The organism is Ruegeria sp. Ofav3-42, from assembly GCF_022347725.1.
Lineage (GTDB): Bacteria > Pseudomonadota > Alphaproteobacteria > Rhodobacterales > Rhodobacteraceae > Ruegeria.
This window is the reverse complement of the sequence record NZ_JAKRGB010000004.1, coordinates 234,790-256,559: the sequence shown is the minus strand read 5'-3', so window position 1 is coordinate 256,559 and position 21,770 is coordinate 234,790. Positions and strand designations below refer to the sequence as shown.

At 57.4% G+C, this 21,770-nt stretch carries 20 protein-coding genes and 2 tRNA genes; 12 read left to right on the top strand and 10 right to left on the bottom strand.

The window, feature by feature from the left end:
- Positions 1-187: 187 nt before the first annotated feature.
- Genes MHN28_RS08920 through MHN28_RS08890 form a run of 7 tightly spaced genes read left to right on the top strand, consistent with a single transcriptional unit; the run spans position 188 to position 7,574 of the window.
- Positions 188-1,549: a V-type ATP synthase subunit B gene (locus MHN28_RS08920; RefSeq protein WP_239338085.1), complete on the top strand. Its 1,362-nt coding sequence runs from the start codon at positions 188-190 to the stop codon at positions 1,547-1,549.
- Positions 1,527-2,132 carry a V-type ATP synthase subunit D gene (locus MHN28_RS08915; protein ID WP_239338082.1) on the top strand — a complete coding sequence of 202 codons (606 nt, stop codon included), beginning with the start codon at positions 1,527-1,529 and terminating at the stop codon, positions 2,130-2,132. Before MHN28_RS08920 ends, MHN28_RS08915 begins: the two co-directional genes overlap by 23 nt.
- Positions 2,129-3,925: a V-type ATP synthase subunit I gene (locus MHN28_RS08910; RefSeq protein ID WP_239338079.1), complete on the top strand. Its 1,797-nt coding sequence runs from the start codon at positions 2,129-2,131 to the stop codon at positions 3,923-3,925. The genes MHN28_RS08915 and MHN28_RS08910 overlap by 4 nt, the downstream gene beginning before the upstream one ends.
- The gene (locus tag MHN28_RS08905; protein ID WP_170476012.1) at positions 3,922-4,365 is read left to right on the top strand and encodes an ATP synthase subunit C; all 444 of its coding nucleotides are present in this window, start codon (positions 3,922-3,924) and stop codon (positions 4,363-4,365) included. The genes MHN28_RS08910 and MHN28_RS08905 overlap by 4 nt, the downstream gene beginning before the upstream one ends.
- Positions 4,365-5,042: a hypothetical protein gene (locus MHN28_RS08900; protein WP_239338077.1), complete on the top strand. Its 678-nt coding sequence runs from the start codon at positions 4,365-4,367 to the stop codon at positions 5,040-5,042. Before MHN28_RS08905 ends, MHN28_RS08900 begins: the two co-directional genes overlap by 1 nt.
- A gap of 1 nt (position 5,043) precedes the next feature.
- Positions 5,044-5,736: a hypothetical protein gene (locus MHN28_RS08895; protein ID WP_239338076.1), complete on the top strand. Its 693-nt coding sequence runs from the start codon at positions 5,044-5,046 to the stop codon at positions 5,734-5,736.
- Positions 5,733-7,574, top strand: a complete 1,842-nt coding sequence (locus MHN28_RS08890) for a V-type ATP synthase subunit A (RefSeq protein ID WP_239338075.1) — start codon at positions 5,733-5,735, stop codon at positions 7,572-7,574. Before MHN28_RS08895 ends, MHN28_RS08890 begins: the two co-directional genes overlap by 4 nt.
- A 10-nt stretch (positions 7,575-7,584) precedes the next feature.
- Here MHN28_RS08890 and MHN28_RS08885 read toward each other — a convergent pair.
- The 6 genes from MHN28_RS08885 to MHN28_RS08860 form a co-directional block, all read right to left on the bottom strand.
- A tRNA-Glu gene (locus tag MHN28_RS08885) sits at positions 7,585-7,659 on the bottom strand.
- Positions 7,660-7,683: 24 nt separating this feature from the next.
- Positions 7,684-7,758, bottom strand: a tRNA-Glu gene (locus MHN28_RS08880).
- A gap of 98 nt (positions 7,759-7,856) precedes the next feature.
- A complete protein-coding gene (gene recJ / locus MHN28_RS08875; protein WP_239338073.1) occupies positions 7,857-9,599 on the bottom strand; it encodes a single-stranded-DNA-specific exonuclease RecJ in 1,743 nt (580 codons plus the stop codon).
- 92 nt (positions 9,600-9,691) lie between these two features.
- Positions 9,692-10,675, bottom strand: a complete 984-nt coding sequence (glpX, locus tag MHN28_RS08870; RefSeq protein ID WP_239338072.1) for a class II fructose-bisphosphatase — start codon at positions 10,673-10,675, stop codon at positions 9,692-9,694.
- 69 nt (positions 10,676-10,744) lie between these two features.
- On the bottom strand, positions 10,745-12,031 hold the full coding sequence (locus tag MHN28_RS08865) for a homoserine dehydrogenase (protein WP_239338071.1): 1,287 nt from the start codon (positions 12,029-12,031) through the stop codon (positions 10,745-10,747).
- 127 nt (positions 12,032-12,158) lie between these two features.
- The gene (locus MHN28_RS08860) at positions 12,159-12,407 is read right to left on the bottom strand and encodes a hypothetical protein (protein ID WP_239338070.1); all 249 of its coding nucleotides are present in this window, start codon (positions 12,405-12,407) and stop codon (positions 12,159-12,161) included.
- Positions 12,408-12,506: 99 nt separating this feature from the next.
- Between MHN28_RS08860 and MHN28_RS08855 the strand changes: the two genes are divergently transcribed.
- Complete coding sequence (locus MHN28_RS08855; protein ID WP_239338069.1) at positions 12,507-13,094, top strand: TetR/AcrR family transcriptional regulator; 588 nt, start codon at positions 12,507-12,509, stop codon at positions 13,092-13,094.
- 14 nt (positions 13,095-13,108) lie between these two features.
- Here MHN28_RS08855 and MHN28_RS08850 read toward each other — a convergent pair whose 3' ends face one another.
- Entirely contained in the window at positions 13,109-14,020 is a 912-nt protein-coding gene (locus tag MHN28_RS08850) for a pirin family protein (RefSeq protein ID WP_239338068.1), read from the bottom strand.
- Positions 14,021-14,178: 158 nt separating this feature from the next.
- Between MHN28_RS08850 and MHN28_RS08845 the strand changes: the two genes are divergently transcribed.
- Positions 14,179-14,688, top strand: a complete 510-nt coding sequence (locus MHN28_RS08845) for a hypothetical protein (protein WP_239338066.1) — start codon at positions 14,179-14,181, stop codon at positions 14,686-14,688.
- On the opposite strand, the gene MHN28_RS08840 is transcribed toward MHN28_RS08845, so the two are convergent.
- Genes MHN28_RS08840 through MHN28_RS08830 form a run of 3 tightly spaced genes read right to left on the bottom strand, consistent with a single transcriptional unit; the run spans position 14,606 to position 17,452 of the window.
- Positions 14,606-15,220 carry a TadE/TadG family type IV pilus assembly protein gene (locus MHN28_RS08840; protein WP_239338064.1) on the bottom strand — a complete coding sequence of 205 codons (615 nt, stop codon included), beginning with the start codon at positions 15,218-15,220 and terminating at the stop codon, positions 14,606-14,608. The two genes, MHN28_RS08845 and MHN28_RS08840, sit on opposite strands and share 83 nt — an antisense overlap.
- 7 nt (positions 15,221-15,227) lie before the next feature.
- Positions 15,228-15,758 (bottom strand): TadE/TadG family type IV pilus assembly protein, encoded by a 531-nt coding sequence (locus MHN28_RS08835; protein ID WP_239338062.1) that lies wholly within the window; start codon positions 15,756-15,758, stop codon positions 15,228-15,230.
- Complete coding sequence (locus MHN28_RS08830) at positions 15,755-17,452, bottom strand: TadE/TadG family type IV pilus assembly protein (RefSeq protein WP_255732301.1); 1,698 nt, start codon at positions 17,450-17,452, stop codon at positions 15,755-15,757. The genes MHN28_RS08835 and MHN28_RS08830 overlap by 4 nt, the downstream gene beginning before the upstream one ends.
- Positions 17,453-17,777: 325 nt before the next feature.
- Between MHN28_RS08830 and MHN28_RS08825 the strand changes: the two genes are divergently transcribed.
- The 3 genes from MHN28_RS08825 to dnaG all read left to right on the top strand — a co-directional run bounded on the left by MHN28_RS08825 (position 17,778) and on the right by dnaG (position 21,689).
- Positions 17,778-19,208, top strand: a complete 1,431-nt coding sequence (locus tag MHN28_RS08825) for a Glu/Leu/Phe/Val dehydrogenase (RefSeq protein ID WP_239338056.1) — start codon at positions 17,778-17,780, stop codon at positions 19,206-19,208.
- A gap of 154 nt (positions 19,209-19,362) precedes the next feature.
- A complete protein-coding gene (locus MHN28_RS08820; protein ID WP_239338053.1) occupies positions 19,363-19,659 on the top strand; it encodes a hypothetical protein in 297 nt (98 codons plus the stop codon).
- 80 nt (positions 19,660-19,739) lie between these two features.
- Entirely contained in the window at positions 19,740-21,689 is a 1,950-nt protein-coding gene (gene dnaG, locus MHN28_RS08815) for a DNA primase (protein ID WP_239338050.1), read from the top strand.
- Positions 21,690-21,770 lie beyond the last annotated feature (81 nt).

The window sequence follows — 21,770 nt, the reverse complement described above, 5'->3', positions numbered from 1 at the left end:
CATCGCTGGCGCTTTCAGCGACCGCAAAAGTAAGCCCTGGCAAGAGTTTCCGGCGAGGTTATACCGACCCAAACATCCTCAGTTGCCAATTCATGAATTCGTTGTAAGCTGAGCCTATGATTGCAGAAAACGCGGTGATTTCGCCGCGCTGATTTCAATTAACCTGTTAAACGACTGAGGATGAGCGATGTCCCGAAGTCTTTTGAAGTACACGCGTGTTCTTGAGATTGTCGGGGATACGATCAAGGTCAGGGTGCCGTTGGACGGATCGACCGACGCTGCGGTGCGTTTCAATGATCTGGCTGTGATCGAAACTGTGGACGGCCACAAAACGCTGGCTCAGGCGATCTTTATTGACCGGGACGTTGTGACCTTGCAGGTGTTTTCCGGCACCAAGGGGATCTCGACCGAGGCCACGGCGACGTTCCTTGGCCACCCGATGCAGACGCCGTATTCGCAAAACATCTTGGGGCGCGTATTTGACGGTGCGGGCGTGTCGATCGACGGTGGTCCGGACCTGTCGTCCGAGCCACGTGTGGACATCGGTGGCCCAACCGTCAATCCGGCGGAACGGGCCGTACCCAACAAGATGATCCGAACGGATGTTCCGATGATCGACGTGTTCAACACATTGGTCGAAAGCCAGAAAATCCCGATTTTTTCTGTCTCGGGCGAGCCATTCAATGCCTTCCTCAGCCGGATCGGTATTCAGGCCGATGCAGATATCGTGGTCTTTGGCGGGCTGGGGCTGATCTTTGATGATTACCACACATTCCGCACGTCCTTCGAGGACGCGGGTGTGTTTTCCCGGACCGTGATGTTTGTCAATCAGGCGATGGATCCTCTGGTCGAACGTTTGCTGGTGCCCGACATGGCGTTGGCTGTGGCCGAGAAATTCGCGGTGGAAGAGGGCAAGCGGGTTCTTGTGCTGCTGACCGATATGACCGCCTATGCCGACGCGATGAAAGAGGTTGGCATCAGTCAGGAACGCGTGCCGTCGCAGCGCGGCTACATGGGCGACCTGTATTCCCAGCTGGCCCGCCGGTACGAGAAGGCCTGTGACTATGCCAAGGGCGGCTCGGTGACGGTACTGACCGTTACGACAATGCCGGGCAACGACGTCACCCATCCGGTGCCGGACAACACGGGCTATATCACCGAGGGGCAGTTTTATCTGCATTCCGGGGTGATCGACCCCTTCGGAAGCCTTTCCCGTCTCAAGCAGAATGTGATCGGCAAGACCACTCGTGAGGACCACAGTCAGATCATGAACACTATGATCCGGTTCTATTCGGAAAGCCGCGACGCCGCTCAGAAACAGGCAATGGCTTTTGACCTGTCGGATTACGACCATCAGTTGTTGAAGTTCGGCGGCCTTTTCAGAACCCGGTTCATGGACATCAACGTCTCGATTCCACTGGAAGAGGCGCTGGACCTGGGTTGGAAAACACTGGCCGAGTGTTTCGCGCCAGAGCAATTGCTGATGAAGCAGGAACTTATCGACAAGTATTTCCCGAAGGATGCCGATGGCGCGGTTGCAGCTGAATAAGTCGTCACTCGCCCGCGAGCAGACCCAGCTAAAAAGCTATGAGCGGTTCCTGCCGTCGCTGGACCTGAAACGTCAGCAATTGATGGCCGAACGTGCCAAGGCGCGTGAGGACGTTCATCGCCTGCAGGACGAAGTGCATGAGCTGGCGCAAAAGATCGGGGAGAAGCTGCCGATGTTGGCGCAGAAAGGCGTCGATCTGGATGGTCTGGTCGAGTTGAAAGACTACAAGGTCAAAGAGGTCAACGTCGTCGGCGTCAAAATGCCAGCGCTGGATCGGATTGAGGTTGCGGTGCGCCCGTATTCATTTTTGGCCAAGCCGCACTGGGTCGATGCCGCCGCCAGTCTGTTGCATGACATGATCGAGGCCCGATTGCGCGTCAAAGTGGCCGAGGAAAGGGTGAAAATTTTTGACAAGGCAGTCGCCACGATCACCCAGAGGGTCAACTTATTCGAAAAGGTCCTGATCCCCCGCGCCAAGGCTAACATCAAGAAAATCCGCATTTACCTGAGTGATGAACAGATGCAGGCCGTGGTTCGCTCGAAGATATCGAAACGCAAACATGCGCAGGAGGCTGTGTCTTGAGTGTCGCGACGCTCAAAAAGCTGTCACTGGTGGGGCCGGCCGCTCAAAAAGGCGAGACGCTCGAAGCGTTGCAGGAACTTGGGTGCATGCATGTTTTGCCCCTGGCACCGCCGCCCAGCGAGCCCGAGAAGATCAGTGAACGAGGTGCCCGCGACGCCTATAAAGCGCTGCGGTTTTTGAATGATGTGGCCGAACCCCGTCGGCAGATACAGCGCGCTCCGGAATTCGAAATGGGGCAGTTCGTCAACGACGTACTGGACCTGATGCAGCGCACTCGTGATATGACAGATCGCAGGGATTTTCTGGCGAACCGGATCGCTCAGGTCTGTCCCTGGGGCGATCTGGATTTTCCGCCTGACGATGTGCTGGCAGGCAACAGGTTGTGGTTCTACCGGTTGCCATTGAAGCACCGTGATGAGCTGGAAGCTATGGAACTGCCATGGGCCATTCTGCAGCAGGACAATCGGTTCATCTATGCCGTTTTGATTTCACCCGAAGAGCCTGACGACGACATCCTTCCTGTGTCTCGTACGCACACGGGTTCACTTCCCATTCACGAGCTTGAGGCGCAGCTGGAAGAAGCGGAGATCGCCATAGAAGCGCTGGACGCAGAAAGGGTCGCACAGACCCGGTATCTGACGCTGATGCGACGGAACCTTTCAGTTGCTGAAAGTGCGGCTGAATTGGCCCACGCAACGCAGAAGGTGCGCGACGAAGAGGCCATGTTCGCCCTTCAGGGTTGGGTGCCCGAGGATCGTATCGACGCGGTGCTGGACATGGCTGGCACCAAAGACGCCGCAGTTTTGATTGAGGAACCTGGTCCCGATGACAGCCCTCCCACTTTGCTTGAACAGCCGGAAAAACGCAGCGCTGCCGTAGACTTGGCGCTGTTTTATCAAGTGCCGGGCTACAAGGATTGGGACCCAAGCGTGATCGTTGCGGTATCGTTTGCGATATTCTTTGCGATGATCGTTGCTGACGCCGGATACGGAGCAATTATCCTGCTGGGCATTTTGGCGTTTTGGAAACGGCTGGATGGAACGCCCGGAGAGCGGTCCTGGCGGAGGTTCGGTCTGATCATCTCGGGCGCGACGATCCTGTACGGCGTTCTCGTCGGCAGCTATTTCGGTGTTTCACCCTCAGAGGGTTCGGTTTGGGCAAAGTTCAAAATACTCGACCTGAACAATTTTGGTGCCATGATGATGGTTTCGATTGTTGTGGGTGTTCTGCATCTGGTTCTGGCCAACGCCTTGGCAGCCCGCGCGGCATGGGGGCAGCGCAAGGCGATCGCTAATCTCGGTTGGATCGCGGCGCTGATCGGCGGGTTTGTTCTGTGGCTCGGCTACATGAAGGGCAGTTCACCGATCCCCGGCGCGGTTCTGATGGGTGTCGGGGTTCTGGCCATCGTCTGGTTCTCTAGCAACCGGGTCATCAATAAGCCCACAGATTGGTTGTGGCGCTTGATTGAAGGGCTGCAAAGCCTTGCAGGGGCAATGGGAGCCTTCGGTGACGTGCTTAGCTATATGCGTCTGTTTGCGCTGGGTCTGGCCTCGGCCTCACTGGCGATCACGTTTAACGATCTGGCTGTATCGGTGATGCAGTCCCTCAAGGGGCTTGGCATTCTTTTGGCACTACTGATCCTGATTATCGGTCATGTTCTTAACTTCGCCCTCGCCATGATGAGCGGCGTCGTCCACGGCTTACGTCTCAATTACATCGAATTCTTTAAATGGGGTCTGCCGGACGAAGGCATCGTCTTTCGCCCGTTCGCCCGCAAGGAGGTTCAGGAATGAATGAGCTTGTTTTGACATTGGGTTGGCTGGGCATTTACGCGCCGATGGCGCTGGGTGCGGCAGCAAGCGCCATTGGCTGTGCCATTGCCGGGCAGGCCAGTATCGGCGCGATGACGGAAACCGATGGAGGCTATGGCCGCTTTGTTGGCGTGTCGGCCTTCCCATCGACGATGGTCATCTATGGCATCGTCATCATGTTTACCCTGAACCGCGATGTGACCCCCGAAAACGCGGGCGGTCTTTTCGGGATCGGTATTCTGTCGGGCATCGCGCTGATGTACTGCGGTATTTGGCAGGGTCGGGCCTGTGCGGCGGCGATCAATGCGACAAAGGAAAAGCCCGAAATCTTTGGCCTTGCGCTCGCTCCGGCGGCGATCATCGAAGGCTTCGGTGTCTTTGCGTTCGTCTTCGCTCTGGTCATCAGCGCGGGGATCAGCTGATGGCACAGGATGGCATGATTTCTCATGGCGTGGATGCCCTGATCGACAAGCTGCGCAATGACGGTGTGGCCGCTGGTCAGGCAGACGCAGAAAAGCTGCGCGCCGAAGCCAAGGCCGAAGCCGCCAAAATTCTGGCAGATGCGAAGCGCGAGGCGGACGACTACCAGAAAAAGGCCCGTACCGAATCTGACAATTACCGTTCGGCTGGCGAAGAAGCGTTGAACACCGCTATGCGCGATGCGGTCTTGACCATGAAGGGTGGATTGACGGATCGGTTTCGCGAAGATGTCGAGCGTCTGGTGACCAAGGAAATGGCCGACCCGGACTTGTTGAAACAGATGATATTGGAAGTCGTTGGCCGTGAGGCCGATGGCGTCAATCTGGATGGAAAGGTGCAGGTCATTCTGCCCGCCAAGGTCGCGACACAAGAGGACATCAAGCAAAACGCCGATGACATTCAGTCGGGCAAGCTGACCAAGTATGTGCTTGGCCTGACAGCCAAGATGCTGCGCGAACAGGTCGAACTGCACGCCTCGGACGATACGCAAAGCGGTATCCGCGTGCGGGCCGAGGATCAGGGCGTAGTTCTGGACCTGACGGACAAGGCCGTTGCGTCACTGCTGATGGAGCATTTGCAGCCGCGGTTTCGCGCCGTGCTGGAAGGTGTAATCCGCTGAGATGTCGGACCCTGACGCCTATATCGCGCTGATCAGCAGCTTGCCGGGTTCCGAGCGGCTTTTCGTGGCCAAGCAGCCTCCGCTGTCGCGATTGCGGCTGGATCGCCGCCTGAAGGCGCTGACACCCGAGGACGCCCATGTTCTGAAGGTCATGGAAAACGCCCTGAACTGGAGCGCGTATGACATGGACGTCACCGATGCCCAGGCCGTACTGCGGTGCAGACAGGCTCTGGCTGAGATCCCTCAGCCAACTCTGCGCAACCTCTTCCTCGAGCGGATGGACCTGCGCACCGTGGTTGCGGCCTTGCGCCTGCGGGGGCAGGGCGGTAACCCGCCAGCCGGGTCATACGGTTTTGGACGTTGGAGCCGTCACATCTCCGCCAATTGGGGCGACCCGGATTTCCGCCTTTCGGTGCCGATGCCATGGATCAAGGAAGCACGTCAGCTGTTGGATGCCGAGGACCCGTTGGGCCTGGAACGGCTGCTTTTGTCCGTCAGCCACAAGCAACTGAAACGCCACGCTGGCCGCCACCTGTTCGATTTCGAAGCGGTGGCAATCTACGTTCTGATCTGGAACATTTTTGATCGCTGGGCGCAAAGCAGTGCTAAAGATGCGGCCGCCAGATTCGAGAAACTGGCCCAACAGGCCATGGCCAATGTCGCAGATTTCGATTTTGAGAGAGTAAGCGCATGACTGCCCAAACACCCCCGGTTCAAACCGCAACCGCCCGCGTCGTCTCGGTCCAGGAAGGGCTGGTGCAAATTCAGGCTAACCACGATGCTGCCGGAGTTCCCGGGCAACTGGTCAAGAACGAGGTGGTCTTCATCCTGCCCACTCGGGCCGGACCCGGTGGGCGGCAGGAGCGACTGAAAGCTGAGGTTCTGCGCGTGCGCGGCGACACGGCCGACGTTCAGGTTTATGAAAGCACTGACGGCGTGGCTGTTGGTGACCCGGTGGAGCAATCGGGGCAATTGCTCTCAGTAGAGCTTGGGCCGGGTCTGTTGGGTCAGGTCTTTGACGGCCTGCAATCGCCCTTGCCTAAGGTCGCGGCCGAATTCGGAACTTTTCTGCCGCGCGGTGCGGATGTGGCGCCGCTGGACGATCAGGCGAAGTGGTCCTTCACGCCCTCGGTCAAGGTTGGGGATACGGTTACGGCGGGCGACAGTATCGGTACTGTGCCTGAGGGGCGCTTCACCCATAAGATCATGCTGCCGTTTAACTGGGTCGGCGACTACAAGGTCGTCTGGGTTCAGAAAGGGGCTGCGTCGATTCACGAAATTGTTGCGCGTCTGGAAGATGAGCAAGGCGGTGAACATACCTTGACCTTGTGCCAGAAATGGCCTGTAAGGCGACCATTGCCCGAGAGCATCCTGAAACGCGCCCTGTCGGAACGTCTGTATCCGACCGAACCGGTGCTGACCTCGCAACGCCTGATCGACACGTTTTTTCCTATCGCGCGCGGCGGAACGGCTTGTATTCCTGGCCCGTTCGGTGCGGGCAAAACCGTTCTTCAAAACCTGATCGCACGGAACTCCAAAGTAGATATCGTGATCGTCGTGGCCTGCGGTGAACGGGCGGGCGAGGTAGTGGAAACGATCCACGAATTCCCCAAGATGACCGACCCGACCTCGGGCGGCAGCCTGATGGACCGGACGATCATTATCTGTAACACCTCCTCAATGCCCGTTGCGGCCCGTGAGGCGTCGATTTTCACCGGGATTACGCTGGGCGAATACTACCGCCAGATGGGCTATGACGTGCTGCTGATCGCCGACAGTACCAGCCGCTGGGCGCAAGCCATGCGCGAGACATCCGGCAAGCTTGAGGAAATCCCCGGCGAAGAGGGCTTTCCGGCTTACCTGGAAAGCTCGATCAAGGGCCTTTACGAACGTGCAGGGGCGCTGAAAACGAATGACGGCGATCTGGGCAGCTTGACACTGATCGGCACGGTTTCACCGGCGGGCGGCAACTTTGATGAGCCGGTGACACAGTCGACACTCTCCACGGTGAAGTGTTTCCTCGGCCTTTCTTCGGAGCGTGCCTACAAGCGGTTTTATCCGGCTGTCGATCCGCTTCTCAGTTGGTCGCGGTACACGGATCAATTGTCGGATTGGTATGACAAAAATGCCGAAGCCGGTTGGACCGGCAAGGTCCGCGACCTGCTGGGCCTGATCGAAAAAGGCGAACAGGTTGACCAGATGATGCAAGTCACCGGTGAAGAGGGTGTCACCATTGAGGACTTCGTGACCCAGCAAAAGGGCCTGTTCGTAGACATGGTCTATCTGCAGCAGGACGCGTTCGACAAGGTGGACGCAACGGTTCCGCTGGAGCGTCAGAAGATGACGTTCAAGCTGGTCTACGACGTGACCCAATCAACTGCGAGTTTCGCGGACAAGGCCGAGGTGCGTCAGGTCTTTACCCAACTCACCGGGTTAATGAAGAACTTCCACTATGCCGCAGAAAATACGCCGGAATTCAAATCCCTGTGGGCGCAAATTCAGGACCTGTGTCGCGAAAAGTTCGATGTGTAGATTGAAAAAGTGGTAGCCCGTAGGGGAATCGAACCCCTCTTTCCAGGTTGAAAACCTGGCGTCCTAACCGATAGACGAACGGGCCATTTGCCAATGGCACAAGCACAAGTGGTAGCCCGTAGGGGAATCGAACCCCTCTTTCCAGGTTGAAAACCTGGCGTCCTAACCGATAGACGAACGGGCCACGCTGGCTTGTGGAGGGCCTTTTACGGTTTACCTCTGACCCCCGCAAGTCGAAAAATGCAGGGATGTGAAACTTTTTTGGCGGGGCCGGAAACGGGCTTAGTTTGCCTCTGCCGCGTCTTCCAGTCTTAGCTGAACACTTTGCCGCCCGCCCCATGTGTTCACTTCGAGCCGTCCGGCGAAATGGAACCGGGCACCGCCGTGATTGGACAGCCGTTCACCCATCGGTCCGTCAAAGGCACCAAAGGCGATTGCGTCCAGCCCTGCACCCATGCCGTCTGACAAAGACAGCTTCAGATGCGATTCGCCCACGCGTTTGGCAAAGCGGACCTGCAAGTCCGGCAGGGCGTAGCGCGGGGCAGGTGCGCTGGCCCCGAAAGGACCGGCTTTTTCGATCTGTTCAATCAGGTCGACCGAAGCTGCACCGGGCATTAGCGCACCGTCCAGCTTCAGGTCCGCAGGACCGCCTTTACCTGCGCCCTGTTTGGCCAACAATTCGCTGAGCCGTTCCATTGCCGGTTCCAACTGATCCCGCATGACGGTCAAACCAGCCGCCATCTTGTGACCGCCACCTTTGACCAAAAGGCCCTCAGCCGCCAATCGCTGGATCGATGCGCCCAGATCAACGCCCGAGACCGAGCGGCCCGATCCTTTTCCCTCATCGCCGTCAAAACCGATGACAATCGCGGGCCTATTGGCGTTTTCCTTGAGGCGCGACGCTACGATGCCGACAACGCCGGGGTGCCATCCTTCGCCCGCCGCCCAGACCAAGGGCGCGTCCAGCCCGCGTTCCTCGGCCTGTTCCAGCGCTGCTGTGCGCACTGCATTCTCAATATCCCGCCGTTCGGTATTCAACTCGTCCAGTCTTTGAGACAATGCCTCCGCCTCGGTTATCGAGTCGGTACTCAGCAGGCGTGCTCCCAGATCGGCCTGACCGATCCGCCCACCCGCATTGACGCGTGGCCCCAGAAGGAAGCCCAGATGGTAGCTGTTGGGGGCCGAATCCATACGCGCAACATCCGACAGCGCGACCAATCCCGGCCTTTGCCGTTGCGCCATGACCTTCAGACCTTGTCGGACCAGCGCCCGGTTCGCATCAATCAAGGGGGCCACGTCTGCAACAGTCGCAAGGGCCACGAGGTCCAGCAGACTGATCAGGTCCGGACCTTTAGCCCCGGCCTCGCGCAACTGACGGCCGGCCTCAACCAACATCAGGAACACAACGCCAGCCGCGCAGAGATAGCCCAGATCGCCGCTTTCGTCTTGCCGATTGGGGTTCACCACCGCTACGCAGTCGGGCAGCGTCTCACCGCCAAGGTGGTGGTCCAGAACAATGACGTCTGCGCCCTTTGCCGCCGCAATCGGTTCGTGACTGAGCGTGCCGCAGTCCACGCAGATGATCAGATCATGCGCAGCCGCCAGCTCCCGCATTGCTGGTAGGTTTGGCCCATAGCCCTCATCAATCCGGTCCGGCACATAGAGCGTGGCTTGCAGCCCCATTTGGCGCAGCCAGACCAGCAACAGAGCCGCCGAACTGCCGCCGTCGACGTCATAGTCAGCGAACACCGCTATCCGTTGCTTGTTCCGGACGGCTTCCAGAAAGCGCGTTGCGGCCTTCTCCATATCTTTCATGGACCGAGGATCAGGCAGCAGTTCCTTCAGCTTGGGGTCCAGAAAGCTCTGCGCTTCCATGGGCGGAACGCCACGCCGCGCCAGAACCTGACACACCGCACGCGGCAGGCCAGCCTGTTGCACCAGCATTTCCGTGGCCCGTTCGACCTCAGCCTCCGGTCCGACCCAACGCCGCCCTGTCAGTGACTGCTCAACCCCTAAGAAACTCATGCCTGCCCTCATATGCCAAGGCCGGACCCTCTCGGACCCGGCCTCTTCATCTTTTTACAAATACTCTCGCCGAAGGCAGCGGCGCAAGCCGCTTATGCTTCGTTGTGCGGCCACATCGGTGTGCGGTAGGACATACGGCGTACCGAGCCGGTCTTGGAACGCATCAGCAGAGTAGTGGTTTCGACCCAACCCGGCTCGCGCTTGATGCGCGGCAGCAGGGAGCCACCGGTTACACCGGTTGCGGCAAAGATCACGTCGGCCGTCACCATCTCATCGCGGGAATACACACGGTCCAGGTCGGTGATGCCTGCCTTGGCCGCGCGGCCACGCTCATCGTCATTGCGGAACAGCAGGCGGCCAAAGATCTGACCACCCATGCATTTCAGCGCAGCGGCGGCCAGAACACCCTCAGGCGCGCCGCCCTGACCCATATACATGTCGATGCCGGTCTCTTCGCTTTCAGCGCAATGCATGACTCCAGCCACGTCACCATCGGTGATCAGGCGGATCGAGGCACCGGTCTCGCGCACTTCGGCGATTATTGCCTCATGGCGGGGACGTTCCAGAATGCAGACGGTGATGTCGGCAGGCTCACAGCCCTTGGCTTTTGCCAGCGCTTCAACGCGCTCACGCGGGCTCATGTCCAGATTGACAACGCCTTCAGGAAAGCCCGGGCCAATGGCTAGTTTGTCCATGTAGACATCCGGCGCGTGCAGCATCGAGCCGCGCGGACCCATTGCGATCACGGTCAGCGCGTTCGGCATATCCTTGGCGGTCAGCGTCGTACCTTCCAGTGGGTCCAGCGCGATGTCCACACCGGGACCTGTTCCGGTGCCGACCTCTTCGCCGATGTACAGCATAGGCGCTTCGTCACGTTCGCCTTCGCCGATGACGACGACGCCGGAAATGTCCAGCAGGTTCAGCTGTTCCCGCATCGCGTTCACCGCCGCCTGATCCGCGGCTTTTTCGTCGCCACGTCCAACCAGCGAGGCCGAGGCCAGTGCGGCCTGTTCCGCGACCCGTGCTAGGCCCAGAGACAACAGGCGGTCGTTGAAATCGATTTTGGCAGCGCTCATTTTAGGTATCCTCAGGTCAATAAAGGCGTTTCATCGGGCATAGCCTGCGTTTTGGGCAGGCTGCAAGGGTCAAACCTCTTCAATCCGCAGTGCAACGGGCTCGCCCGATACAACATCGGTCGCGCGGAGGCCTTCCAGCGCGACGTCCAGCGTCGCGCGTGTGGTTTTGTGTGTGACAATCAGCACCGGCGCGGTGGCTTCGGTGTGCCCGTATTGGCGCATCCGATCGATTGAGACACCCGCATCGCCCAGAATGGCGGCCACTTTGGCCAGTGCCCCCGGCTTGTCGAACAGCGCGAGGCGCAGATAGTAGGGGGCGGGCAGACCGGTAATGGCGGGCTTCGCATCTTGCAGTGTGGTCGCTGGACGGCCAAAAGTCGGGATTTGCAGCCCGCGTGCCAGATCGCAAACGTCGCCCATCACGGCGCTCGCCGTGGGGCCTTCGCCCGCGCCTGGGCCGCGCAGAACAACCTGTTCAACCGCGTCACCTTCGATGACAACCATGTTGGTGCCACCTTCCAGCTGGCCCAAGGGCGATCCGCTGGGCACAAGGCAGGGCTGCATCCGCTGTTCCAGCCCGCGCGCCGAGCGCTGAGCAACGCCCAGCAGCTTGATACGATAGCCCATGTCTGCGGCCTGATGGATGTCGTCCAGGCTGATATGTTGGATGCCTTCGATCTGGATGCCGTCGAAATTCGGTTTGGTGCCAAACGCGATCGAGGACAGCAGCGCCAGCTTATGCGCTGCGTCGATGCCACCCACGTCGAGGTTCGGGTCGGCTTCGAGGTATCCCAACTCTGCGCATTCTTCGAACAGCGCGTTATAGCCCAGCTCCTGTGACTGCATCCGGGTCAGAATGTAGTTACAGGTGCCGTTCATCACACCCATGACGCGGGTGATCTCGTTGCCCGCCAAGCCTTCGGTCAGGGATTTGATCACGGGAATGCCACCGGCGACGGCGGCCTCGAAACGGATCACGCGGCCTGCGGCCTCGGCCTTTTCGGCAAGCTCCTGACCGTGGATTGCCAGTAGTGCTTTGTTTGCGGTGACAACATCTTTGCCTGCGGCCAATGCCGCCTCGACCGACGCCTTGGCGGCACCGTTTTCGCCGCCCATCAGTTCTACAAAGACGTCAATATCATCGCGTTTTGCCAGAGCGACGGGATCGGTTTCCCATGCGTAGTCCGACAGGCTCACGCCGCGGTCCTTGCTTGCGTCGCGCGCTGAAACTGCGGTGATTTCGATCGCACGGCCTGTACGCGCCTGCAGCAGATCGGCATGCCGGCGCACGATCCGCACGACACCCACGCCAACCGTTCCCAAGCCCGCAATTCCCAGCCGCAGCGCCTGTGTCATCCCGTGGGTTCCTTTCCGCTCGAATTTCTGTGGTTTCGGGCTGCCCGCCCGTTCATCGGTGCCTTAACGGGTTCAGCGCCGGGGCGCAATCCGAGACAGCAGATACGGGCATTCGAATTGTTGAAGGCTAGTTTATTTCGGCGTTTTGCAGCGCTTCGGCCTTTTTCGCCAGTGCTTCGCTGCGCGCGGTCAGATCCTCTTCGACCTCAGCCGCTTCGCTCACGGGGTCCACTGGCGGGCCCAGGATGTCCTGAACCGGGATTAGCTTAGGGTACGCCGCCGAACGCACATTCGGCAGTTCGCGCCCTTCCAATTCCGAAAAGTCCGCGCACGCAGCGCATGTCAGAAACAAAACCAGCAATGGCAGGGGTTTCATCCGGAACCCTTTCAATGGCGACTGACACCGTGATGCACCTTTTAAGGCGGGCGTTCAAGCGGGGTTCTATATGAACATGCGTTCATATACGGTGGCGAAATGGCACGTACCCAAGGTTCACATTCCGACATCACCGGCCCGCGCATCCGCAAAGCTGCGCTGGGGCTATTTGCCCGACATGGATACGCCGCTGTGTCGATGCGCCAGATTGCTAAGGAAGTTGGCGTGCAGGCCGGGGCGCTTTACAACTACACACCCGACAAACAGAGCCTGTTGTTCCGTCTGATGCATGATCACATGCAAGACCTGTTGTCGGCCTACGATGAACTGGGCAATCCGGCAGATACAGAGGATGCCCTGCGCCGCTTTGTAGGCTTTCACATTCGGTTTCACTTGCAGAGGCCAGATGAGGTATTCATTGCTTACATGGAGTTACGTAATCTCACTCCCGAAAATTTCTCTGAAATCGAGGCCCTGCGCAGGACTTATGAAGACTCGCTTGAGACCATTCTGAGGGATGGACAGCAGGCAGGGCTTTTCTCGGTCGCCGATACCAAGATCGCAACTCTGGCAGTGATTGCCATGTTGAACGGTGTGATGACCTGGTACCGGACAGGCGGACGGTTGTCGCTGGACGAGGTCGAGCAGGTTTATTGGGATATGGTCAGGCGCGCCGTAACCGCCTGACCGAAGTCGCCTTGTCAGTGAGCGGCACGGATGAACGTTCCGTTCCGCAGCTCTCGGAATGCCTGCTCCAGCTCTGCTCGTGTATTCATGACGATCGGGCCATGCCAGGCGACCGGCTCGTCAATTGGCGCGCCGGAGATCAGCAGAAAGCGAACACCCTCAGGCCCGGCCTGAACCGTGACCTCATCGCCGGTTCCGAAACGCACAAGCGTTCGGTCTCCGGACATGTCACGAATATTGACCTCTTGCCCGGCGACTTCTTTTTCCAGAAGTACGCCAGTGGGTTGTGAGGCGTCAGCAAAGGCCGCTTGCCCCTGAAAAACATAGGCGAACGCCCGACGGTATGTGTCGATGCAAAAGGTCTTCTTCACGCCTGCAGGGATCTGCACGTCCAGATATTGCGGATCTGCAGCGATGCCGTCCACGGGACCTGTCTTGCCCCAGAACTCGCCAACGATGACGCGTACTGTGGTGCCATCGTCATCGGTGATCTCCGGTATTTCCTTGCTTTGAACATCCTGATAGCGCGGTGCCGTCATTTTCTGGTCCGATGGCAAATTGCCCCAAAGCTGAAACCCGTGCATCTGGCCAACGCCGTTTCCCTTGGGCATTTCCTGATGCAGGATCCCGGACCCGGCTGTCATCCACTGAACATCACCCGCGCCCAGTGTTCCGGTGTTGCCCAAAGAATCCGAGTGCTCGACGGTTCCAGAAAGAACATAGGTGATCGTCTCGATGCCGCGATGGGGATGCCAGGGGAACCCCGCCTGATAGTCCTGCGGGCGCTCATTGCGAAAGTCATCGAACAACAGAAACGGGTCGAGCTCGGACGGGTCCTGAAACCCGAATGCCCGATGTAGCTTGACGCCTGCGCCTTCCATCGTCGGGGTGGCTTTGCGGGTTTCCAGTGTTGGTCTAAGGGACATGTTGGCCTCCTGGTGTTGTGAGGATCATGTAACCTGTGCGTGATCTGCGTCAATTCGCGTGCAAACACGCTGGTTGTGCAAAAATCGAGAATAAGATGCCCTCTGTTTTTCGACTGTCAAAGCAGTTAAACCCGGGCGGAGCAGAGCAGGGGACGACAATGCAACAGGAAATTCTGGCTACGGTCAAACCGTCAGCACCGAGGCGCTGGACTGGCGTGGGAATGCTGTCGATCGTCGGTGCGCTGGTTCTTTATGTCGCTCTCACTACCCCGCCGGAACCGGCATGGCTGGTCTTTTTGCTTGCGGTCGGAGCCGGTGCTTTCTGGTTGGCCTATCGCATGTGGCAAGCCACCAGTGACTGGATCGAGCTGACCGAGTCAGAACTTCGAACCGGGGCAGGGCAACTCATTGCAAAGGTTGAGGATATCGAGACCGTCGAACGCGGCGTCTTTGCCTTCAAACCCTCGAACGGCTTTCTGGTTCGTACGCGTACAAAGGCGCCCAACACGTGGGCACCGGGCCTATGGTGGCGCGTCGGTCACCGCATTGGCGTAGGTGGGATGACCTCTGCCGCCGAGACAAAATTTATGTCGGAGATGCTGTTTGCACTGGCTCCACATTCTGCTGACAAAACTCGTCCGACGCAGCCCAAGCGACCTTGTCGTTAAAGCGAGGCCGCGTGAAGACAAAATTGTCGAAGGTGTAGTCGTCGGCCAGCCAGCTAATATTGAACGTTGGAACGTACTTGTTTCTTGTTTCAACAAGGATCAGCGTATCCTGATCAGGCATGGGCGGAAGGCTGTCTTTCAGTTGTTTGATGTTGGCGTTTTCCCAGTTTGCCGTGAAACCGCATCTGGTGTTCCCCATCACATAATGGCGTTTGTCGTCCTCGTCATATCTGATCACAGTTACCCGCATTTCGAGTTGCGACCCATTATCAACCATCCGGTGCATCAGAATATATAGCGATTGAAAATAAGTATCCGTGAGCGAGTAGGCTTCCCGTGAGATCAGGTCACCGATTGTATAAGACGCCTTCAGGTTGGCCGCACTTTGGCGGAAGCCGTCAAAAAAGCTGTAGGTGCCAGTTACCGTCCACACCAGCAGAGGGAAGATAAGGACATATTCAACCGTCAGCGATCCCCGCTCGTCACGGTTTGCGCGTCGCAGAAATCCTCGAAACTTTGAAAAAATGGCCATGCCGTTCTCAAGGCTCCTGTACAAATGCAGTCGTGGCCGTCAGGGTAATCTGCCCGGTTTCATCGACCAGTGCGCGCCTCATTTGTGTCGTTCGCAACAGAGGATCGACCTTGGCGCACGCCCGCAAGATCATCAGGTCGTTGGCTTGACCATTTTTGAAGCGCCGCACCGGTTTGACCTCTTCCGAGTTGTCGGTGCAATCTGGCTGCGCGGGCAGATCTATTCCCGCATACGCGTTTTGAACTCTCATTTCCAGACGCAGGTTCTGATTACAATCGTTGACCATAAGAGCGCGATCACAAATCGATTTTTTGATCTGGTCGTGGGTAAGTTCCTTGCCGGTACCCAGACGAATATCGCGTACAACCAGATCGACCGACCTTTCCAGCATGGATTGTTGCATCGTCACAAAGGCGTACTCCATCGCGCCGACAACAAACAGAAGGAGCGAAGGGAACAAAAGCACGAACTCGAGCGTTACATTGCCGTCTTCCGCGCGTTTGAAACGCACCGCTTTTGCCAGTGTTTTCAAGATCATTGGGTCAGCCTCAGCTTTTTGATCGAAGAGGCGATCGACACGAAGACTTCTTCCAGTGTTTGCGGTTCGGCGTCCGGATCGCTGCCAGTAAGATTGCCGTCAGAGTTAACTGAAAAGAAGTGACTGTCCGAACTTGCACAATTCCACATAGTAGTTACACCAACGGCCGGGGCTTCAAAAGCGATCGCGTACACGTGTACGCCTTCATCCTTGATCTCTCTGCATATGTCAGCTGTCCGAGTGTTCTTTTCGCCTGCGCCGACTTGGGAAAACGCTTTGGTGTAATATTTATTTACGTAGTTGTCATCCCAGCGAAAATTGCTTTTGGCGTTATAGTCCAGATTTGTCATGGCGAACAGTTGGGGATTGGTCAGCCGGACTGCATCACCTGGTTCGTTGTCGCCATAAGGGTGGTATGCGTAAGCACGTTGGCGCGACCAGTAGTAAAGCGGCGGATTGTTTGAGATACGAACGCTGTACTCTCCGTCCACAGTCTTTTTCAATATTTGGTCATATCCCCTGTAGTCCGGGTTGTACCAAACATCCGAATTGCCACTGCGCAGGCTGGATTTCAGCTTGAACTGACCCGTGTTCTCGCCGTCAGTCATAACGACAATGATCTTCAGTACGTCCTCATCATAGTCCAAAGGACGGTTGGAAAAATAGGAAGGAACAACCTTTTCTGTGTCAGACGCAAGTTTTTCCACAACGGGTCTGAACTCCGGATCCACCATTGCGGACGCCCACTTCATCGCGATGTCGATTGAAGTTCGACCAAATGCAGTCAGATCATCAATCTCATCGTGCAGAGTTGTGACGTTATTGGTCAGAGGTGTGATTTCACTGCCGGCTCGAACGGGGCAGGTCGGATATGTGTTGGGCTCACGCGGAGTCGATGGCGTGCCTGATCTGCCTGGCTTGTAGGTGTCGAAATGCGCTGTGCGCTGCAACGCGGTCGACGTTTTCAGATTTGGCGACTTGAACTGGTCCGCCGTGAAGTTAACGCAGTGTGAATACGAATGTTCGTTGGTCACATTTGTGAACTTACTCAGGATTTTTTCACCCGCGTTTACCTGGGTTGCGTAAGGTATGATTGAGATCGAGACATCATTGCCTTCCTGCTTTGATATCATCTCGGTAACAAATCTTTTTGCCGCAACCTGAAGTACTTCAAGTTTAGACTTCCCCGCTTCCGCCGATGCCCAGGCCATCGAGCCGGACATATCCAGAACCAGTGAAATCTCGACTGCACCAATGGACTCTTCTGCGGTGCTGGTGACGCGGGCCTCCAGTGTTTTTACACCTGACAGCCTCATGAAATTGGTATTGACGAGGACGTCAGCAGTGGCCGTCACTTTACGTAAACCCAGACCCGTGACGACTACTGGTTCGCCCACGAGTTTACCGGGCGTACCCGACTTCTCTAAATAGGATTTCACAACATCCTTTGGAGGCAGTTTCTGGTCAAGGTCAGCTGCCGCAAGAACCGCACGGTCAAGTGTTGCCTGAAGGTTGGCCCTGTCCCGCTCAAAGTTCATCATATCGACGCCCATTCCGGTCGTCGCGACGATCAACAAGAAAGTGATAACCACGAAAACGATGAACGATCCGTCTTCGTTTCTGGCGAATTGCCGGAACTTTGAAACTTTTACTTCAGTGCCATTCGAGACATTTGAAAAAATGCGTCTTGCCATATTGCTGTCCCCGCTGAGCAGACATCCAGCGCTGCTAAGGAAAAGTTAACGTTTGAAAATTAACGGCGAAACGTGGCGTGAATTGGGCAAAATCGCCAGGTAATTGGCAAGTTTGCCGGCGGGTCGGGGATAATCGCCGGTCTTTGACCTCTCTGTTTTCGGTCGAGGGACAATTTCGCCAGTTTGGGCAAAAGACGCGACTCAACCCCGTTCGCAAATATTCACGATGATTTTCCTGTTTTATTTATGCTTAAATATTGATCGTTTACCCAATGGGTGCGACAAAACGTCAGAACGCCAGTCGTTCGTCGGCACGGAGGATTAAATGACGGCCATTAATGAACCCAGCTTTCGCGAGAGTGTAGACCTGATGTTTAACAGGGCGGCGTCCCTGATGGATCTTCCTCCGGGGCTGGAGGAGAAAATCCGGGTCTGCAACGCCACCTACACGGTTCGCTTTGGTGTTCGCCTGCGTGGCGACATCCATACCTTCACCGGATACCGCTCGGTTCATTCCGAGCATATGGAGCCCGTTAAAGGCGGCATACGCTATGCGACGGCGGTGAATCAGGATGAGGTCGAAGCGCTTGCTGCCCTGATGACCTATAAATGTGCTTTGGTCGAAACACCTTTTGGCGGGTCCAAAGGTGGTCTGTGTATCGACCCGCGCAAGTACGAAGAGCACGAGTTGGAACAGATCACCCGCCGCTTTGCGTATGAACTGGCCAAGCGAGACCTCATCAACCCGTCGCAGAACGTGCCAGCCCCCGACATGGGGACGGGTGAGCGTGAGATGGCGTGGATGGCGGATCAGTATGCCCGGATGAATACAACGGACATCAACTCGCGCGCTTGTGTGACAGGTAAACCGCTGAATGCCGGGGGCATCGCTGGCCGGGTCGAGGCAACGGGCCGCGGTATCCAGTATGCTCTGCGTGAGTTTTTCCGGCACCCGGAAGACATCAAGAAAGCAGGCCTGTCCGGTAAGCTGGACGGCAAGCGCGTCATCGTTCAGGGATTGGGCAACGTGGGATACCACGCTGCGAAATTCCTCAGCGAAGAGGATGGCTCGCGAATCGTGGGGATCATCGAATGGGACGGCGCGCTTTATAATCCTGACGGAATTGACGTGGAATCGGTGCGTCAGTGGATCGTCAAACATGGCGGTGTCAGTGATTACCCGGATGCGACGCACTCGGCCGAGGGCGGTGCGGTTCTTGAGGAAGAATGCGACATCCTTATTCCGGCTGCTTTGGAGGGCGTTATCAACCTGTCCAACGCTGACCGGATCAAGGCGCCTTTGATCATCGAGGCTGCGAACGGTCCTGTGACCGCCGGTGCAGACGAGATCCTGCGTAAGAAAGGTACGGTTATCATCCCGGACATGTATGCCAACGCGGGTGGTGTGACCGTTTCCTATTTCGAATGGGTCAAAAACCTGAGTCACATTCGTTTTGGCCGTATGCAGCGACGTCAGGAAGAGGCGCGGCACGAGTTGATCGTCAGCGAGCTTGAGCGACTGGACCGCTACCTTGCTGATGCCTGGTCGATGTCACCGAATTTCAAATCCAAGTACCTAAGGGGCGCGGATGAGTTGGAGCTGGTGCGCTCGGGTCTCGATGACACCATGCGGATCGCTTACCAATCGATGCGTGAGGTCTGGCACGATCGTGCAGATGTCGAGGATTTGCGGACCGCAGCTTACATCGTTGCCATCGACCGGGTCGCAAAAAGCTATCGCGCCAAAGGGCTGTAATGGTTTGAAATCAGGGGCAATCAGGCATTTGTCAGATTGCCCCAAAACTTGACACCGGATCAGTCCGGCACATGTCGTACTTTGAAAACGGTCATGGCAGGCACCGCTTGCGGCGGGTAAGCTGCTGCGAAAGAATCGATTACCGGAGTACCCCATGTTGCGTATCGCCATCGCTGCTGCCTTGCTGGCCACACCATTGGCCGCACAAGAGACCAAGGAACAAAGCTGCCAATATCAGGCGGATGTTGTTAAGGCGATTCAGCAGGCCCGACTGGACCGTGTCAAAGAGCGCGACGTGCCGCAGGCCGTGGCTGACACCGGCCCGACCTGGCCCGAAAACTACAACGCAGCGATTCCTTTGATTACGCCTTGGGTCTATGAGCAAAAGATGCGCGATGTGCGCAAAAAGGATCTGGGCGCCGCATGGCTTGAGCTGTGTATGCAGCAATAATCCACAGCCCCATCATTTCCTTGTGGACAAACGCGCGTCATGCCCTTGGCGCGCGTTTCCATTTCTGCCAAGTTTAACCCATGTCTTTGCCCCCCGGATTTCTGGATGAGTTGCGCACCCGGCTGAGCCTGTCTCAGGTCGTCGGCCGAAAAGTCATGTGGGATCAGCGCAAGTCCAATCAGGGCAAAGGGGACATGTGGGCGCCGTGCCCGTTTCATCACGAAAAGACGGCTTCCTTCCACGTGGATGACCAAAAGGGGTTTTATTACTGCTTTGGTTGCCACGCCAAAGGCGACGCAATCAGCTTTGTGAAAGATACCGAGAACGTCTCGTTCATTGAGGCGGTTGAGATTCTGGCGCGCGAGGCTGGGATGCCGATGCCCGCGCGCGACCCCAAAGCGCAGGAAAAACAGGATCGCCGGTCGCAACTTGCAGAGGTGATGGAGCAGGCGGCGCAGTTCTTTCGCCTGCAACTCAAGACCGGGGCAGGGGCGGCGGCCCGGGATTACCTGACACGCCGAGGATTGGATGCACAGGCGCTGGATAGGTGGGAGATAGGTTTTGCACCGGACGGGTGGCAGGCGTTGTGGGATCACCTGCGCGGCAAGAACGTGGCCGAGGATCTGATTCTTGGCGCAGGTCTGGCGAAACCGTCGAACAAGGGCAAAAAGCCATATGACACGTTCCGCAACCGGATCATGTACCCGATCCGCGACCCGCGTGGACGCTGCATTGCGTTTGGCGGGCGGGCGATGGACCCCAACGACAATGCCAAATACCTGAACTCGCCCGAGACCGAGCTGTTCGACAAGGGACGCAGTCTCTACAATCACGGACCCGCGCGACAGGCGGCGGGGAAGGGGCAGCCACTGATCGTCGCAGAAGGTTATATGGACGTGATCGCCTTGGCCGAGGCTGGATTTGGAGCCTCGGTTGCTCCGCTGGGCACAGCGATTACCGAGCATCAGTTGCAACTGCTTTGGCGCATCTCGGATGAGCCGATCATCGCGCTGGACGGAGACACAGCGGGTTTGCGCGCGGCGATGCGGGCGGTCGATCTGGCGTTGCCGTTGCTGGAAGCCGGAAAATCCTTGCGCTTTGCCCTGATGCCCGAGGGCAAAGACCCCGACGATCTACTTCGTGCGGAAGGGCCGGGTGCTGTGCAGGCGGTGCTGGAAAACGCGATTCCTATGGTCAAGTTGCTGTGGCAGCGCGAGACAGAAGGGAAGGTGTTCGACAGCCCAGAGCGCAAAGCGGCGCTGGATAAATCCCTCAAGGAAAAGATCAAGCTGATCCGCGACCCATCTATCCGGTCGCATTACGGGCAAGAGATCAAGGACCTGCGCTGGCAGCTATTCCGTCCACAACGCCAGCCGCAAAATCGCCAATGGCAACCGCGCGGCAAGTGGCAGCCGCAAAAGCAGCCGGCAACCCCCGGTGCGCGCGCTTCTTTTCTGGCGTCGTCGGAGAACGCCGATATCCAGATGCGCGAAGCTGCAATTCTGGCAATCGCCGTTTTGAACCCCTCAGTTGTGATCCAATTCGAGCACCAGCTGGAAGAGATGGAATGTCACGACCCCGATCATGCCGCCCTGCGCGAGGCTATCCTGCGGCATGCCATCGACGATCCGGATCATCTGAAAGACCACATTATTGAAACTTTAGGCGGTGAAATCCTTGAAAACCTGCTGGCCCTTCGCCATGTCGCAGTAATCCCCTGTGTGTTCAAACCAGGCGAAGTTGAAAAGGCCGAGATCACGCTGGCCGAGGAACTCGCAAAAATCAAAGCGCTCCGGGGGTTGGATGCCGAGATTGCCGAAGCTGCAGAGGAACTGTCCGATCTGGCCGATGAGGCGCTGACATATCGGCTGGCTCAGGCCGCCGAAGAGCGTAACCGCACAAGCCGCAGCCAGAATGAGGACAGGGCGGTATTCGACATCGCTGACAATGGCGCACGAATCAACCGCGACGAGAAAGACGCGTTTCAGGCGATCATGTCAGGCATCAATTTTGAACGGAAACGTCGCTAAAGTGATGTTTTCGTAAGGCACTGGAAAAGAAAAACGGGTAAACGGGTGGCCGAATCACTTTCACGCGCTAATGATTCGGTT

Excerpts from the sequence above, each read along its gene's own strand:
- MHN28_RS08920 (WP_239338085.1), top strand. The coding sequence starts at position 188 with ATGTCCCGAAGTCTTTTGAAGTACACGCGTGTTCTTGAGATTGTCGGG.
- MHN28_RS08915 (WP_239338082.1), top strand. The coding sequence starts at position 1,527 with ATGGCGCGGTTGCAGCTGAATAAGTCGTCACTCGCCCGCGAGCAGACC.
- MHN28_RS08905 (WP_170476012.1), top strand. The coding sequence starts at position 3,922 with ATGAATGAGCTTGTTTTGACATTGGGTTGGCTGGGCATTTACGCGCCG.
- MHN28_RS08900 (WP_239338077.1), top strand. The coding sequence starts at position 4,365 with ATGGCACAGGATGGCATGATTTCTCATGGCGTGGATGCCCTGATCGAC.
- MHN28_RS08895 (WP_239338076.1), top strand. The coding sequence starts at position 5,044 with ATGTCGGACCCTGACGCCTATATCGCGCTGATCAGCAGCTTGCCGGGT.
- MHN28_RS08890 (WP_239338075.1), top strand. The coding sequence starts at position 5,733 with ATGACTGCCCAAACACCCCCGGTTCAAACCGCAACCGCCCGCGTCGTC.
- recJ (WP_239338073.1), bottom strand. The coding sequence starts at position 9,599 with ATGAGTTTCTTAGGGGTTGAGCAGTCACTGACAGGGCGGCGTTGGGTC.
- glpX (WP_239338072.1), bottom strand. The coding sequence starts at position 10,675 with ATGAGCGCTGCCAAAATCGATTTCAACGACCGCCTGTTGTCTCTGGGC.
- MHN28_RS08865 (WP_239338071.1), bottom strand. The coding sequence starts at position 12,031 with ATGACACAGGCGCTGCGGCTGGGAATTGCGGGCTTGGGAACGGTTGGC.
- MHN28_RS08860 (WP_239338070.1), bottom strand. The coding sequence starts at position 12,407 with ATGAAACCCCTGCCATTGCTGGTTTTGTTTCTGACATGCGCTGCGTGC.
- MHN28_RS08855 (WP_239338069.1), top strand. The coding sequence starts at position 12,507 with ATGGCACGTACCCAAGGTTCACATTCCGACATCACCGGCCCGCGCATC.
- MHN28_RS08850 (WP_239338068.1), bottom strand. The coding sequence starts at position 14,020 with ATGTCCCTTAGACCAACACTGGAAACCCGCAAAGCCACCCCGACGATG.
- MHN28_RS08845 (WP_239338066.1), top strand. The coding sequence starts at position 14,179 with ATGCAACAGGAAATTCTGGCTACGGTCAAACCGTCAGCACCGAGGCGC.
- MHN28_RS08840 (WP_239338064.1), bottom strand. The coding sequence starts at position 15,220 with ATGGCCATTTTTTCAAAGTTTCGAGGATTTCTGCGACGCGCAAACCGT.
- MHN28_RS08835 (WP_239338062.1), bottom strand. The coding sequence starts at position 15,758 with ATGATCTTGAAAACACTGGCAAAAGCGGTGCGTTTCAAACGCGCGGAA.
- MHN28_RS08830 (WP_255732301.1), bottom strand. The coding sequence starts at position 17,452 with ATGGCAAGACGCATTTTTTCAAATGTCTCGAATGGCACTGAAGTAAAA.
- MHN28_RS08825 (WP_239338056.1), top strand. The coding sequence starts at position 17,778 with ATGACGGCCATTAATGAACCCAGCTTTCGCGAGAGTGTAGACCTGATG.
- MHN28_RS08820 (WP_239338053.1), top strand. The coding sequence starts at position 19,363 with ATGTTGCGTATCGCCATCGCTGCTGCCTTGCTGGCCACACCATTGGCC.
- dnaG (WP_239338050.1), top strand. The coding sequence starts at position 19,740 with ATGTCTTTGCCCCCCGGATTTCTGGATGAGTTGCGCACCCGGCTGAGC.